At 72.7% G+C, this 15,160-nt stretch carries 14 protein-coding genes; 6 read left to right on the top strand and 8 right to left on the bottom strand.

Going from position 1 to position 15,160, the window contains the following annotated elements:
* The first annotated feature begins 127 nt into the window (after nt 1–127).
* Nucleotides 128–1,321, top strand: a complete 1,194-nt coding sequence (locus GT045_RS21095) for a hydrolase (RefSeq protein WP_161335101.1) — start codon at nt 128–130, stop codon at nt 1,319–1,321.
* Nucleotides 1,322–1,674: 353 nt separating this feature from the next.
* Here the strand turns inward: GT045_RS21095 and soxR are convergent, their stop codons facing one another.
* The 6 genes from soxR to GT045_RS21065 all read right to left on the bottom strand — a co-directional run bounded on the left by soxR (nt 1,675) and on the right by GT045_RS21065 (nt 7,697).
* Entirely contained in the window at nt 1,675–2,262 is a 588-nt protein-coding gene (soxR, locus tag GT045_RS21090; protein WP_161335100.1) for a redox-sensitive transcriptional activator SoxR, read from the bottom strand.
* A 1-nt stretch (nt 2,263) separates the two neighbouring features.
* Nucleotides 2,264–2,887 carry a DsbA family oxidoreductase gene (locus GT045_RS21085; RefSeq protein ID WP_161335099.1) on the bottom strand — a complete coding sequence of 208 codons (624 nt, stop codon included), beginning with the start codon at nt 2,885–2,887 and terminating at the stop codon, nt 2,264–2,266.
* A gap of 138 nt (nt 2,888–3,025) precedes the next feature.
* Complete coding sequence (locus tag GT045_RS21080; protein WP_161296905.1) at nt 3,026–3,634, bottom strand: hypothetical protein; 609 nt, start codon at nt 3,632–3,634, stop codon at nt 3,026–3,028.
* 101 nt (nt 3,635–3,735) lie between these two features.
* Nucleotides 3,736–4,701, bottom strand: coding sequence for a dTDP-glucose 4,6-dehydratase (rfbB, locus tag GT045_RS21075; RefSeq protein ID WP_161335098.1), 966 nt, complete (start codon nt 4,699–4,701; stop codon nt 3,736–3,738).
* Nucleotides 4,698–5,759: a glucose-1-phosphate thymidylyltransferase gene (locus tag GT045_RS21070; protein WP_161296909.1), complete on the bottom strand. Its 1,062-nt coding sequence runs from the start codon at nt 5,757–5,759 to the stop codon at nt 4,698–4,700. Before GT045_RS21070 ends, rfbB begins: the two co-directional genes overlap by 4 nt.
* 267 nt (nt 5,760–6,026) lie before the next feature.
* Nucleotides 6,027–7,697, bottom strand: coding sequence for an MDR family MFS transporter (locus tag GT045_RS21065; RefSeq protein WP_161296911.1), 1,671 nt, complete (start codon nt 7,695–7,697; stop codon nt 6,027–6,029).
* Between the two features lie 294 nt (nt 7,698–7,991).
* Between GT045_RS21065 and GT045_RS21060 the strand changes: the two genes are divergently transcribed.
* The 5 genes from GT045_RS21060 (at nt 7,992) to GT045_RS21040 (ending at nt 13,940) form a co-directional block, all read left to right on the top strand.
* The gene (locus GT045_RS21060) at nt 7,992–9,140 is read left to right on the top strand and encodes a glycosyltransferase (protein WP_161296913.1); all 1,149 of its coding nucleotides are present in this window, start codon (nt 7,992–7,994) and stop codon (nt 9,138–9,140) included.
* 135 nt (nt 9,141–9,275) lie between these two features.
* Nucleotides 9,276–9,446: a hypothetical protein gene (locus tag GT045_RS21055; RefSeq protein WP_161296915.1), complete on the top strand. Its 171-nt coding sequence runs from the start codon at nt 9,276–9,278 to the stop codon at nt 9,444–9,446.
* A gap of 9 nt (nt 9,447–9,455) precedes the next feature.
* A complete protein-coding gene (locus tag GT045_RS21050; protein ID WP_161335097.1) occupies nt 9,456–11,756 on the top strand; it encodes a TOMM precursor leader peptide-binding protein in 2,301 nt (766 codons plus the stop codon).
* 295 nt (nt 11,757–12,051) lie between these two features.
* On the top strand, nt 12,052–13,284 hold the full coding sequence (locus GT045_RS21045) for a histidine kinase (protein ID WP_161335096.1): 1,233 nt from the start codon (nt 12,052–12,054) through the stop codon (nt 13,282–13,284).
* A gap of 44 nt (nt 13,285–13,328) precedes the next feature.
* Nucleotides 13,329–13,940 carry a response regulator transcription factor gene (locus tag GT045_RS21040; RefSeq protein WP_161298268.1) on the top strand — a complete coding sequence of 204 codons (612 nt, stop codon included), beginning with the start codon at nt 13,329–13,331 and terminating at the stop codon, nt 13,938–13,940.
* Nucleotides 13,941–13,943: 3 nt separating this feature from the next.
* On the opposite strand, the gene GT045_RS21035 is transcribed toward GT045_RS21040, so the two are convergent.
* Together GT045_RS21035 and GT045_RS38985 are read right to left on the bottom strand one after the other, a co-directional pair.
* Complete coding sequence (locus tag GT045_RS21035; RefSeq protein ID WP_161298269.1) at nt 13,944–14,777, bottom strand: AfsR/SARP family transcriptional regulator; 834 nt, start codon at nt 14,775–14,777, stop codon at nt 13,944–13,946.
* A 202-nt stretch (nt 14,778–14,979) separates the two neighbouring features.
* Nucleotides 14,980–15,160: hypothetical protein (locus GT045_RS38985; RefSeq protein WP_202528613.1), on the bottom strand; the 181-nt coding region annotated here is incomplete at its 5' end.

Genomic DNA, 15,160 nt, shown 5'->3' with positions numbered 1-15,160 from the left:
ACGGGCCGCCGCCGGTGCCGTCGGGCCCGGCCGCCCTTCCAGGGCGGCCTGTAGTCCGGCTCGAGCGGAGCGCGTGAGGCTGGCGCCGAGCACCAGCCAGAGGCACTGTCACGAGGAGCAGACCAGGATGCCGACACAGCAGACGTTCCCGCCCACGTCTCCCGGGACGTCACCCCGGACCGCACCGCGGGGATCCGACCAGCGGGCCTCCCGTATCGACTCCGCCGCCGTCGTCGTCGCGGCGGCCGACGTCGCGAAGATCGCCGCGGAACACGCACAGGCCGCCGAGCGCGACCGCCGCCTCGCCCCGGTGGTCGTACGGTCCATGCTGGACGCGGGATTCGCACGCCACTTCGTGCCCCGCCGGCACGGTGGCGACGCCGGGACCTTCGAGGAGATCGTCCGGGCCGTCACCGTGGTCGGCGAGGGCTGCACCTCGGCCGCCTGGGCCGCCTCGCTGACCGCGTCGCTCGGCCGGATGGCGGCCTATCTCCCCGAGGCCGGTCAGCGGCGGATCTGGGCGGGCGGCCCGGACACGCTGATCGTCGGCGCGCTCATGCCCCTCGGCCGGGCCCGCCGCGAGGAGGGCGGCTGGCGGATCCACGGCACCTGGCCCTACGTCAGCGTCATCGACCACGCCGACTGGGCGCTGGTGTGCGCGATGACCACGGAGGAGCGGCCGGTGGCCCGCTTCTTCGCCGTGCCGCGTGGCAGCTGGCACACCGAGGACACCTGGTCGCCGGTCGGTATGCGCGGCACCGGCAGCAACACCCTCCACATCCAGGACGTCTTCGTGGCGGACGAGCTGACCTTCACCCGGGAGGCGATCGCCACGGGCGCCGCCGACCTCGCCGAGGCGCCCTGTCACCGCGTGCCCCTCAAGGCTGTCAACGGCCTGTGTTTCGCGGCCCCCGTGGTGGGCGCCGCGCGTGCCGCGGTGGCCGCCTGGCGCGAGGGGACCGCGCCTCGCCACACCTCCGCCTCGGGCGGTCTGGAGAGCTCCGCGGCCGTGGTCCTCGGCCGGGCGGCGGCCGAGGCGGACACGGCGGCGCTGCTCCTGGAGACGGCGGCCCGCGCGGCGGACACCGGCCGGGTCACCGACCTCCAGACCGCTCGCAGCAGCCGGGACTGCGCCCTCGCCGCGGAGCTGGCCACCGCGGCCGTCGACCGGCTCTTCACCTCCGCGGGCACTCGCGCCCACCAGGAGGCGGCCCCGCTCCAGCGGCACTGGCGGGACGCCCACTCGGCCGCCGGCCACGTCGTCCTCGGCTTCGCGGGCGCCGCCGAGACCTACGCACGCGCACTCCAGCGCGAGCAGTGAGCCACCGAGCGGCGGCCCAGGCACCGGCGGACGCACGCCGTGCCACCGCCGCACCGAGGCCGGGGCGTACGGAACGGGGACGACCCCGCTCCGTACGCCCCGCTCGTGCGTACCCGGCTCATACGGCTCGGCTCATACGGCTCGGCTCTTACGTCCCGCTCGTGCGTGCCCGGCTCGTGTGCGCCCGCTCCACAGCCCCGCTCGTGTGCGCCCCGCTCCATACGCCCGCTCGTGCGTGTCCGGCCAGTCCGGCCCGGCCCGTACGCCCCAGCCAGCACGTACCGGGCCCGGCGTCACCCCGCCCGGCCGTCTCGGTCCGTGGGTCTCACTCCCCGCGTCTCACTGCCCGCGTCTCAGTCCGCCGCGTTCTGCGCCTCACCCCGGCACGCTGCGCTCACGCCTCCGCAGGGATCGGCCACCGCGGCGTCCGCGTCCACCACCGGGGTCTTCCGGGTCCGCCCGCGAGCGGCGGCGCCCGTAGGTTCCCGGAGCAGGCGGCGCGGCCCGGGACCCTCCTCGCCCAGCTCGTCGTACGGATTGGTCAGCGGACAGTCGCTCACCGACAGGCAGCCGCAGCCGATGCAGTCCTCCAGTCCGTCGCGCAGAGCGCGGAGTTGCTCGATCCGCTCGTCGAGATCGGCGCGCCAGACCTGCGAGAGCCGGGCCCAGTCGGCCCGGTCGGGGGTGCGCCCGTCAGGCAGCTCGGCCAGCGCCTCGCGCACCGTGCTCAGCGGGATGCCCATACGCTGCGCCACCCGGATCACCGAGACGCGGCGCAGCGTGTCACGGGTGTAGCGGCGCTGGTTGCCGGGTGTCCGGCGGCTCTTGATGAGCCCCTTGGACTCGTAGAAGTGCAGTGCCGTGACCGCCACGCCGCTGCGCGCCGACAGCTGCCCGACGGTGAGTTCGGTGACGTGGTGCGCGGGCCGGGCGACGCTCATCTCAGCCGGCCTCCGCCAGTGCCCAGTGGAACTGCTCGACGGTGGGCACGCCACCGGCGATCCGCACCCCGTCGACGAAGACGGTCGGTACTCCGGTGACACCGCGGCGCACGGCCACCGCCTCGTCCTCACGCACGTCCGCGGCGTACGCGTCACCCGCCAGGACCCGTGCGACGTCGTCGGCGTCGAGCCCGGCGGCGGTGGCGGTCCGGGCCAGGACGTCGTGGTCCGCCACGTTCTGGTGTTCCTTCAGGTAGACACGGAACAGGTCGTCCTTCAGCCGGTGCGCGAGGCCGCTCTCGGCCGCGAGGTGCACCAGGCGCTGCGCGTCGAAGGAGTTCACGGGACGGACGCCGGTGAGCCGGATGTCCAGGCCCTCGACCTCGCCGAGGACGCGGATCTTCTCGAACAGCTCGACCGTCTCCACGTCCTTGAGTCCGAGCTTGTCCCGCATCATCTCGCCGAGCGTCGCCCCGGGTGTACGCGGCTGGTCGGGGCGGAGTTCGAAGCTGCGCCAGACGACCTCGACGTCATCACGGCCGACTCGCTCGATCGCCTTGTCGAGCCGTGCCTTGCCGATGTAGCACCACGGGCACATGATGTCGGACCAGATCTCGATCTTCACTGCCGCTGTCTCCCCACTTCCGGACCTTTCCCCACCAGGCTGCAACCTCGACCGCGCTAGAGGTCAAGCGCGACCGCGCCGGCCCGCCCCGCTGGGGGCCGGCCGGCGCAGACGGTACGAACGCTCGGTGCCTGACGGTTACTTGACGACCGTCTTGGCCAGCGCGATCGGCTGGTCGGGCCAGCAGGCGAGCTGGGCGTCGCTCGGCCAGTTGACGGGCGTGAAGGTCCAGCTGAAGCCCGGGTCGTCGTGCGAGGTGCCGCCGAAACGGGTCTCCAGGGTGGTCCGGGTCTTGGGGGCCTGGAGCTTGATGGTGACCTTCGGCAGGTCGAAGGGCGTGTTGGAGACGTACGGCCCCTCGGCGCGCAGCACCGCCTTGGTACCGTCCACCTCCAGCTTCGGGGTGCCGGCCGCGCCGCCGTCGGCGACCTCGTAGGAGACGACGGTCGCGCCCTCGGGCAGCTTGAACTGGAGGGCGACGTTCTTGACGACCTTGTTGTAGGCCGGGTTCGGGGTGATCGGCGCCGGGTCGAGCGTGACGTCGAAGGTGGCGCCGCGCTTGACGGTCTCCGGGGCCACGGCGTCGACGTACGTGCTGTAGGCGAGGCCCGTGGTGGTGCCGACACGGCAGTCGAAGTACGTCTTCACCGGGGCGGCCGAGGCGCTGGAGGTGGCCGCCACCAGGCCCGTGAGGGCGAGCGGGACGGCGATGGCGGCGGTGCGGGCACGGCTGCGCAGAGTGGACATGTGGGTTCCGTTTCTCGTCGGCGGATTCCCGCCGGCCGGTGCCGGCGGGGGTGGGCAAAGGGGTTGGCGTGTGGGGGTGTCCGGCGTCTTCGATCCGGCCGTCAGGAGGCCGGCGTACGCCAGAAGCCGGGGTGGTCGCGGTACCAGTTCACGACCGCTTCCAGCCCGCTCTCGATCGACCAGCGGGGCGCGTAGCCCAGTTCCTCGCGGATCTTGGAGTCGTCGATCGCATAGCGGAAGTCGTGTCCGGGGCGGTCCTCGACATGGCGCACCATGTCCCAGTCCGCGCCGAGGAGGGCGAGCAGCCGGCCGGTCATCTCGCGGTTGCTCAGACCGCTGCCGCCGCCGATGTTGTAGACCTCGCCGGCCCGGCCCTTGGTGAGCACCAGGTGGAGGGCCCGGCAGTGGTCGTCCACGTGCAGCCACTCACGCACGTTGCGGCCGTCGCCGTACAGCGGGACGTGGCGGCCCGTCAGGAGCCGGGTGACGAAGTTCGGGATCAGTTTCTCGGGGTGCTGGTAGGGGCCGTAGTTGTTGGAGCAGCGGGTGATGCGCACGTCGAGCCCGTGTGTGCGGTGGTAGGCGCGGGCGACCAGGTCGCTGGACGCCTTGGACGCCGCATAGGGCGAGTTGGGCAGCAGGGGGCTGTCCTCGGTCCAGGTACCGGTCTCCACCGAGCCGTACACCTCGTCGGTGGAGACGTGCAGCACCCGGTCGACGCCGGCCTGCAGGGCCGCGTCGAGCACCTGCTGGGTGCCCGTGACGTTCGTGCGGATGAACTCGCCCGGGGCGGTGACCGAGCGGTCCACGTGGGACTCGGCCGCGAAGTGCACGATCGCGTCGTGGCCGGGGACGACGCGGTCCAGGAGGTCGCGGTCGCAGATGTCGCCGCGCACGAACGTGAACCGCTCGTGCTCGGCGGGCAGGTTCTCGCGGCGGCCCGCGTAGGTGAGCCGGTCGAGGACCGTGACGTGGACGTCGGCGGACTCGGGATAGCTGCCCGCGAGGACCTCGCGGACGTAGTGCGAGCCGATGAAACCGGCGGCGCCGGTGACCAGGATCCTCATGCCGCCACCTCCGCCCGGGTGTGGTCGCCGATGATGAGCCGGCGGCCGGCGGCCTCGCCGCCGCGCACCGCGGCGGAACGGCCGATGATCGAGCCGGACAGTCCGCGCACGTTCTGGATGGACACCCCGTCCAGGACGATGGAGTCGCCGATCCCGGCGCCGTCGAGTGCGCAGTCGCGTCCGAGCGCGGTGTACGGGCCCAGCTCGCTGTCGCGCACGACGCTGCCCGCGCCGACGATGAGCGGTCCGACGAGGCGCGAGCGCTCCACGACGGCCCCGGCCTCGACGAGCACCGGGCCCTCGACGGTGCTGGCCGCGTCGACCTGGCCGTGCACCCCGTGGCCGAGCCGGCCGAGCAGCAGCCGGTTGCAGTCGAGCAGGTCGTCCGGGCTGCCGGTGTCCTTCCAGTAGCCGGCGTACTCGTCGGCGACCACCCGGTCCCCGCGCTCCACCAGGTACTGGATGGCGTCGGTGATCTCCAGTTCGCCGCGGGCGCTCGGCTCGATGGCCCGCACCGCGTCGTGCACCGCGGCGGTGAAGAAGTACACGCCGATCACGGCGAGATCGCTGCGCGGCTGCTGCGGCTTCTCCACCAGCGCGAGCACCCGGCCCTCGGCGTCGACCTCCGCGACGCCGTAGGCACGCGGGTCGGCCACCTTGGTGAGCAGCAGCTGGGCGGCGGGGCGCCCGGCGTGGAAGGCGCGGGCGGACTCGGCGATGCCCTCGGCCAGGACGTTGTCGCCCAGGTACATCACGAAGTCGTCGTCGCCGAGGAACTCCTCGGCGATGGAGACGGCGTGCGCGAGGCCGAGCGGGGCCTCCTGGCGGAGGTAGGTGATGTTCAGGCCGTAGGCGGAGCCGTCCCCGACGACCGCGCGGATCTCCGGGCCGCGATCACCGACGACGACGGCCACGTCCTCGACGCCGATCGCGCGGACGTTCTCCAGGCAGTGCACCAGGATCGGTTTGTTGGCGACGGGCACCAACTGTTTGGGCATGGAATAGGTGAAGGGACGCAACCTGGTCCCCATCCCTCCGGACAGAATCAGCGCCTTCATGGCAACCCTTCACTCGCACCTTTGCCCCGGCCTCGGTTACGGGACCGATTCTGGGAAGCCGACCTAGAGGGCGGGTCCACTTCAGCTGGACTCCGCTTGCGGGACGGGTGCGCGGGGGGTGCCGGACACGGCGAAGGGGGCCGGCGTGTGCCGGCCCCCTTCTCGGACGGGTGCACGGGGGATGGGCACGCGTCCGTATGGAGGGCGTGCCCGCCCGTCGCAGGGCGGGCACGCGGGTGGTCGTCCGGACCAGGTGGTCCTGCGGGCTCAGTTCCTGCCCGCGGGCTCCTTGGCGTCCTTGGCGCCGCCGGGGGCGGCGGCGGGTTCGCGACGCTTCTCCTTCGGGACGGCCGCGAGGACCAGGGCGATCAGGAGCATGACACCGCTCACCATGAAGACGATCTGCATCGCCTCGGCCATGCCGTGCAGGAACGGCTTGGCCAGGCGCGGGTCGGCCCGGTCGAGGAAGGAGCTGTTGTCCATCGGGACGGCGCCCTCCCGGGCACCGAGGAGCACCTTGTTGGCGGCTTGCCCGGTCACCGACGGGTCGTTGACGGCCGCCGTGTAGGCGGGGTCGGAGGCCGCGTCGCGGTAGGCGGCGGCCACCCTGTCACCGACCGCGCCGAAGAACATCGACAGGAAGACGGCGATGCCCGCGGTGCCGCCGATCTGGCGGAAGAAGGTGAACGAGCCCATCCCCGCGCCCATGTACTGCGGGGAGACGCCCGTCTGGATGGCGATCAGCATGACCTGCCAGCACAGGCCGATGCCGAAGCCCATCAGTCCGGCGGCGATGCCCGTCTGCCACAGCGCCGTGTCCGCGGCGAGCGTGCCGAACCAGAAGGTCGCGGCGACCATCAGCACGAGGCCGGTGAGCAGCACGACCTTGTAGCGGCCCGTCTTCGTGACGAACGGGCCCGCGATGCGGCCCGCGACGACGATGCCCAGTGTCTGGGGCAGCATCATCAGACCGGCCTGGGTGGGTGACAGGCCCTTGACCATCTGGAGGTAGAGGGGCAGCACCGACAGCGCGCCGAACACCGCCGCGCCGACCAGCATGTTGACGGCGTTGTACACGGAGAAGAGCGGGTTGCGGAACATCGGCGTGGGCAGCAGGGCGGCGCCGCCCGCCCGCTTCTGCGCCAGCAGGAACAGCACCAGGCCGAGCAGGCCCAGGGCGAACAGGCCGAGCGTCCCGCCCGCGGCCCAGCCCCACTTGGGGCCCTGCTCCACCGCGAAGAGCAGCGGCACCAGGCAGAGGACCAGCGTGGCCAGGCCCGCGATGTCGAACTTGTGCTGCGCCCGGTTGGGCTGGATGCGCACCATCGAGGCGATGATCAGCGCCGCCGCCACACCGATCGGCACGTTGATGTAGAACGCCCAGCGCCAGCCGGACGCGCCCATGAAGCTGTCGAGACCGGCGAAGAAGCCGCCGGCGACCGGACCGACGACGGCCGAGACACCGAAGACCGCGCCGAACCACGCCTGGTAGCGGCTGCGTTCGGCGAGCGGCACCAGATCGGTGAGGATCGCGAAGGCGAGGCTCATCAGACCGCCCGCGCCGATGCCCTGGACACCGCGGAACACCGCGAGGAAGGTCATGGACTGGGCGAGGCCGCACAGCACCGAGCCGAGCACGAACACGGCGACGGCGGTGCAGTAGACGGGCCGGCGTCCGTAGATGTCGGAGAGCTTGCCGTACAGCGCCGTCGTGATCACCGACGTGATCATGTACGAGGTGTTGGCCCAGCCCTGCTCCGAGAGGCCGTTGAGGTCGTCGGCGATGGTGCGCAGGGCCGCGGAGATGATCGTCTGGTCGAGCGCGGACATGAACAGGCCGAGCAGCAGCCCCACCATGATCAGCCGGACCCTGCGCCGGTCCACCGCGTCGGCACCGGAACCGGGCACCGAGGCACCCGGCTTCGCTGTGTCTGTCATCGGGAGTTCGTTCCTTCGGGGTGCGGAAGTGGAGGAGGAAGCGGTGCGCCCACAGGTTCGGCCCTGGCACGGGTGAGGGCCCGTGGACAGGCTCCGGCCGCTGCGACCGGACCAGGATGAAACCTCTAGTGCGCTAGAGGTCAAGGGGGATTGTCCGGCGACCGGCTAGGGCGTCACTCGGACCCGCCTCGCGCTCCCGGGCCACCGCCGCCGTCGCGGCCCTGCCGGCTGCCTCCCGGGACTTCCAGCGCCGCTCCAGGAACGCTCGACCCCCGTCCCCTAACGTCCGCGGCCATGAGATTCCTTTTTGTGTCCGGAGGAAGCGCGGGGGCGGTCTTCCCCATCACCCCGCTGGCGCTGGCGGCGCGCAACGCCGGCCACGAAGTGATCGTCGGGGCCACGGAGAACGTGATGCCGCTGGTCGCGGCGACCGGTCTGCCGGGCGCCCCGATCACCTCGCGCACCATGTTCGACTTCATGCAGCGCGACCGGCACGGGAACCCGCTGGAGATCCCCAGGGACCCGCACGAGCGCAACCTGTTCAACGGCCGGGGCATGGCCCGCCTCGCCCTCGGCAGCATGGAGGGCCTGGTCCCCCTGGTCGAGCGGTGGCAGCCGGACGTCCTGGTCGCAGGGGCGCTCTCGTACGCGGCACCGCTGGTGGCCCACCGCTTCGGCCTGCCCTGGGTGCGGCACGCGCTCAACATGGGCGAGCCGTCCGTCATCGACCTGTCGGCCGCCGCCGAACTGGCGCCCGAGCTGGAGCAGATGGGCCTGTCCGCTCTCCCCGACCCGGACATGTACGTGGAGATCTGTCCGCCGGGCGCCCGCCGCCCGGACGCGGGACCCGCGCAGTTCATGCAGTACGTGCCCTTCAACACCCAGCGCGCGCTCGAACCCTGGATGTACACCAGGGGAGACCGGCCGCGCGTGCTGGTCTCGGCGGGCAGCCGGGTCAGCGCCGACTACGAGGCCGACGCCCTGTCCGCCCTGGTCGAGAAGGTCGCCGGACTCGATGTGGAACTGCTCATCGCGGCCCCCCAGGAGATGGCGGACGCCCTGGGCGAGCTGCCGGACAACGTGCGCGCGGGCTGGCTGCCGCTCGACGTCGTGCTGCGCACCTGCGACCTGCTGGTGCACCGGGCCGGTGGCAACACCATGCTGCACGCGATCGTGTGCGGGGTCCCCCAGCTGGTGATCCCCGCCATGCCCAAGCAGGTCGGCATGTCCGAGCGGCTTGCCGAGTACGGTGCCGCGATCATGCTCACGGCCGGGCAGGACGACTCCCCGGAGGACGTGGCCGCGGCCTGCCGAAAGTTGCTGGAGGACCCGGCCTACAAGGCCCGGACCGACGAGCTGAGCAAGGAGATCGCGGGGCTGCCCACCCCGCACGACGTGACGGTGGCGATCACCGAACTGGTCCGCGCCCGCCGGACGACGTGAATCCGGCATCCCCGAATTCATGACGAATTCACTGGTCGGCGATCATCAGGTGTTCGCACAATCCAGCGAAGGCGCCGCTCCACGGCGCCTTCGCGTCGCACACACGTGCTTCGAAGACTCCTAGAAGGAACTCCCATGCTCCCTGTCCTCACCGAGGAGCCCTCCTGGGCCCCCGTCCTCACACCTGACCTCCAGTCCTCGACCACCCTCACGATCGAGGACCTGGACGAGGCCCCCGCCGACGTCTCGGCCCTCTTCACCCTCTGCGTGCTGGCCCCCGAGCCGGCCGAGGCCCTCGCGGTCTGACAGCCGGCCGTGCGGGAACAGGCAGGACCGGTGGCCGGGGACGGCACACCGCGGATCGGCTGGCGCAGCCATCTGCGGAGCGTCGTCGTACCGGACGAGGCCGTGTACCTGGTCTCCGGCCGGGGTGTCCGCGCGGTGCGCGGCACCCCGGCCGAGGCACTGGCCCCCCTGCTCGACGGCACCCGAACACCCGACGAGGTGCTGCGGGCCGCCGCCGGGAACCCGGAGGCACCCGGGGCCTCGCCCGACGAACTGCGCCGCGCGCTCGCCGAACTCTGGTCCGCCGGCCTGCTGCGCGCCCGTTCCGCCGGGGCACCGGCACCGGACGACCCTTCGGCCGAAGCCTTCTGGGACCTGGCCGGCACCGCGCCGCCCGCCGGCGCGCCGGTACGGCTCCTGGTGCTCGGCGGCCCGGTCGGCCACGCGCAGGCGGCGGCCGCCTGCGCCGAGTCCGGGCTCACCGTGGTGCCGCCCGACGCGGTGGACGCCGCCGTCACCCTGGTGCTCTGCGCCGACTACCTGGACCCGCGGCTCGCCGACGTCGACGCCCACCAGCGGGCGGCGGGCCGCCCCTGGATCCTCGCCAGACCCGGCGGCCCCACCCCGTGGACCGGGCCGGTGTTCCGCCCCGGCGACGGCCCCTGCTGGCACTGCCTGGCCGAACGCCTGCGCCTCCAGCGCGGCTCCGAGGCCCCCCTGCACCGCGCCCTGGGCAGTACCGGACCGGTCGACCGGCCCGACGCCTCCCTCGCCGCGACCCGGGCCCTGGGCCTGCACACCGCCGTGCTGGAGACCGCCAAGTACCTGGCCGGGACGCCCGGTCCGGTCCGTGACGCCGTGCACGTCCTGGACACCGGCACCCTCGCCGTCGACCGGCACCCGGTCGTCCACCGGCCCCAGTGCCCGGCCTGCGGCGACCCCGGGCTGGTCGGCGCCGCGGTGCGCGCGCCGTTCCGCCCCTCGCCCCGGCCCAAGGCGGCGGCCGGCGGCAACGGCCACCGGGCCCTGACGCCCACCCAGATGCTGGACACCTACGGTCACCTGGTGAGCCCGGTCACCGGTGTCGTGCGCGAGGTGCGACGCGACCCGCGCAGTCCGGCCTTCACCCACAGCTACCTGTCCGGCCACAACCTGGCGTTGCGGGCGCAGACCCTGGCCGGGCACACCGCCGGCCTGCGCGCGCTCAGCGGCGGCAAGGGCCTCACCGCCGAGGAGGCCGAGGTCAGCGCCCTGTGCGAGGCCGTGGAGCGCTACAGCGGCACCCGGCACGGCGACGAGCCGGTGGTCCGCGACAGTCTGCGCGCACTCGGCGCTGCCGCGGTGCACCCGGACACCGTGCGGCTCCACGACGCCCGGCAACTGCGCGACCGGGCGGTCTGGAACGCCTCCCGCTCGCCCTTCCAGCACGTCGGCCGCCCCTTCGACGAGGAGGCGGTCCTCGACTGGACGCCGGTGTGGTCCCTGACCGCGGACCGGCAGCGGCTGCTGCCCACCTCGCTGCTCTACTTCGACGCCGACCCCGCGGCCCCGCTGCGCGCGGACTCCAACGGCAACGCCGCCGGCTCCAGCCGCGAGGACGCCTTCGTCCAGGGCTTCCTGGAGCTGGTGGAGCGCGACGCGGTCGCCCTGTGGTGGTACAACCGCACCCGCGCGCCCGCCCTCGACCTCGACGCCTTCGCCGCGTCCGGCGACGACTGGATCGAGCCGCTGCGCGCGGGATACCGGTCCGTCGGCCGCGAGGTCTGGGCCCTCGACCTGACCTCCGACTTCGGCATCCCGGTGGTCGCCGCCCTGTCCCGGCGCACCGAAGGGGCCGCCGAGGACGTGCTGTTCGGATTCGGCGCCCACTTCGACCCGCGCATCGCGGTGCGCCGCGCGCTCACCGAGATGGGCCAGCTGCTGCCCGCTGTCATCGGTGCCCGCCCGGACGGCTCCGGGTACACGGTGGACGACCCGCAGGCCCTCTCCTGGTGGCGCACGGCCACCGTCGCCGACCAGCCCTACCTGGTGCCCGACCCGACGTGCCGCCCGACCGCCCCCGGTGACCACGCGCACCTCCACCGGGCCGACCTCGCCGACGACGTGGCGGCGCTCACCGAACTCGCCCGCCGGCGCGGCCTGGAGGTCCTCGTGCTGGACCAGACCCGGCCCGACATCGGGCTTCCGGTGGTGAAGGTGGTCGTTCCCGGCATGCGCCACTTCTGGCCCCGGTTCGCGCCGGGCCGCCTCTTCGAGGTGCCGGTCGCCCTCGGCCGGCTCACCGAGCCCACTCCGTACGAGCACCTCAACCCGTTGCCGCTGTTCATCTGAGTCCGGCCTCCCATACCGGGCTGAACAGGCGCTGACCTGGCATTTATCCTTGGTCTGTACCTCCCAGGGCCCCGTCGACGACGCCGGGGCCGCCTCCGTCGGACCGGACAGCCCGACCCCCGCCGCCCCTGGCCGCCCTTCGTGACCCAGCCAGACGTCACCCCGCTGTTGCTCGTCCGGACGGCGCCGTCCGAGCGATGATCAACCCGCCCGGGCCGTCCCGGCCGCAGCCCGGCCGCAGCCGGGGCGGCTCCGGGTGCGTCCATCACCCTTCGCAGAGAAGTCGCCGCGCCTGATGAACCCACCTGAACAGCACAGCAACGAGCCGGCCGAACCGGTCCCCGACCTCCCCGGCGAGGTTTCCGACGCGCCTGCCCCGCGGCTGGCGCGCGCGGTCCTCCTGGCCGTGATGGCCGGATACTCGCTGGTCACCGCCGTGAACATCCTCGGTGAGAAGCTGGCGCCGGTCCAGAACTGTGTGGTCTTCACCGCCCTGCTGGCCGTGTACGGCCTCCAGATCGTGCACTCCCGGCCGCAGGCCCGGCAGAGCCCCCGATGGCACCGGGTGACCACCCTCCTGCTGCAATGTCTCTTCTGCGCCGTACCGCTCGCGCTCTTCGGCATCGCCTGGGGTGCGATGGGCGGCTTCCTGGCCGGCTCCGTGCTCCTGCTGCTCCCCGGCCGGGTCGCCTGGCCGCTGTACGGCGCGATCGGTCTGTCCCTCTTCACGTACTCGGCGCTCGAGGGCAACAGCGTGCTCGACAGCGTCTACGCGATGGAGGCCACGCTCGTCACCGGGCTGGTGGTGTTCGGGCTGAGCAGTCTGACCGGCCTGGTGACCCGGCTGCACGCACACCGCGCGGACCTGGCCCGGCTCGCCGTGGCCAGTGAGCGGGTGCGTTTCTCCCGGGACCTGCACGACCTGCTCGGTTACAACCTGTCGGCGATCACGCTCAAGACCGAGCTGGTCCGCCGTCTGGTGCCGGACCTGCCGGAGGCGGCGCAGAAGGAGATCGAGTCCGTCCTCGCGCTGTCCCGCCAGTCGCTCGCCGACGTGCGCAAGGTCGCCACCGGCTACCGCGACATGTCCCTGCTCGAGGAGACGGCGGTCACCCGCTCGATGCTGGAGTCGGTCGACATCGAGGTGGAGACCGCGATCGACGTCGGTCCGCTCCCCCCGCAGATCGACACGGTCCTCGCCACGGTGCTCCGCGAAGGCGTGACCAACGCCCTGCGGCACAGCCGGGTCCACCGTTTCACCATCCGGTGCCGGGAGGAGAACGGCGTGGTCACACTCAGCCTCGCCAACGACGGCGTGGACCCCGCGCAGGCGGACCGGGAGCCGCAGCGGGCGGACGACCCCGGCGGCAGCGGCCTGGGCAATCTCACCCACCGGCTGACCCGCGTCGGCGGCAGTCTCACCAGCTGCCGGGGCGCCGACGGATGGTTCCGGACGGTCGCCCGGGCGCCACTGGCGCCGCCCGCGTCCCGTACGTGTGAAGCATCGACGGGGAACATGCGGAGGTAAAAAACTGTACTGTGAAACGGTCAAGATACCGGGGGGAATTGACCATGATGATCCGCATTCTGCTGGCCGAGGACATGGACCTGGTCAGGGGAGCGCTCGCGGCGCTGCTCGGCCTGGAGGACGACTTCGACGTGGTCGCACAGGTCGAGCGCGGCGACAAGATCCTGCCCGCCGCCCTGGAGCACCGGCCCGATGTCGCGATCATCGACATCGGCCTCCCGGGCCTTGACGGCCTGTCGGCGGCGGCCCTCCTCGCCGAGGAGCTGCCGGGCTGCCGCACCCTCATCCTGACCAGCCTCGGCCGCCCGGGCGTGCTGCGCCGGGCGCTGGAGGCCAAGGTCTCCGGGTTCCTGCCGAAGGACGCCTCGCCCCAGGATCTCGCCGAGGCGGTGCGCAGGATCGTGGCGGGCCACCGGGCCATCGACCCCGAGCTCGCCCTGGCGGCCTGGGACAGTGCCGAGAGCCCGCTCACCGACCGTGAGAGGGAAGTGCTGCGCCTCACCGCCCAGGGCGATGAGGCAGTGGAGATCGCCTCCCGGCTGCACCTGTCCCCGGGGACCGTACGGAACTACCTGACCGCGGTCGTCACCAAGCTGAACGCCCGCAACCGGGTGGACGCCGTACGCATCGCCCACGAATCCGGCTGGCTGGTCTGAGCCTCAGGCGCCGGTGCGCAGCAGGTGGCGCCCGGTGTGCCGCGGCTCCGGTTCCGGCTCCCCGGACAACACGGCCTGGTGCAACCGCTGCAGGCGCTGCGAGGGCTCCACGCCCAGCTCCTCGATGAGCGTCCGGCGCAGCTGCTGGAAGACCTCCAGCGCCCGCCACACGCCGCCCGAGCGGTACAGCGCCGTCATGAGCTGGGCGGCCAGGTTCTCGTTCATCGGGTGCCGGGCGACCAGCATCCGCAGCTCGGCGAGGAGCGAGGCGTGCCGGCCGAGCAGCAGGTCCGCCTCGATGCGCTGTTCGAGCACCCGGGTGCGCTGTTCGTCCATGCCGAGGACCTCCACCCCGAGCACGAGCCCGACCGGAACGTCCACCAGCGCCGGGCCGCGCCACAGCTCGAGCGCCCGCTCCAGCAGCACGGCCGCGGCGTGCGCGTCGCCCGTCTCCAGCGCGAGGGAGCCGCGAGTCGCGAGCGACCGGAACTCGCGCAGGTCGCTGTCCGCCGGGCGGAGCGCGAGCCGGTAGCCGCCGAAGCAGGTGGCCAGCACGTCCTTGGCGTCTCCCACCTGTTCGCTCCCGCCGCCCGCCGGCCCGGTGCGCAGCGCGTCCGTCACCTTCCTGCGCAGGTGGAGGATGTACGTCTGGAGCGTGGTGGCCGCGCTCTTGGGGATCGCGTCGCCCCAGATCTCCTCCATCAGCGTCGGTACGGTCACCACCTGCTCCGCCCTGATGGCCAGCAGGGCCAGCAGCTGTCGCGGCTTCCCCGCACTCGGCACGATCGACTGCCCGTTCAGCCGGACGGCGAGCGGTCCAAGAATCCCAATGTCCATGACACTCCCCCATGAGCGATTCGGTGTGTGAGGCACTGACCCGCGGTGTCTGCATCGACCATGACACGCCCGCCAGGTGACACCCAGTGTCACGCTCATCGGTTGCAATGTGACCAGCTCACTCCAGCGGGACTCCAGGAGGAGCCGAGGCCGGTACGCCTGGGAATCCAAGCCTCCGGCAGGTCTCCGAGGCCCCGGACCGTCAGCCGGAAGCCCCCCGGCAGGCGCTGGTCTCGTGCAGGGCCTCCTCCGGGGACAGGCGGGTGCCGTGGGTGAAGGAGCCGGTGAAGGCCGCTTCCCCCAGGGTGGTGCGGGCCGCCCGGGTGATGCGGTCGACGTCGCCGCGCTCGGCGGCCGGCAGCGGCGCGCCCACGCTGCGGCGG

Origin of the sequence: Streptomyces sp. SID486, from assembly GCF_009865385.1 — a bacterium.
Lineage (GTDB): Bacteria > Actinomycetota > Actinomycetes > Streptomycetales > Streptomycetaceae > Streptomyces.
The sequence above is the reverse complement of the archived record's forward strand: the minus strand, read 5'-3'. Positions and strand labels throughout refer to the sequence as shown.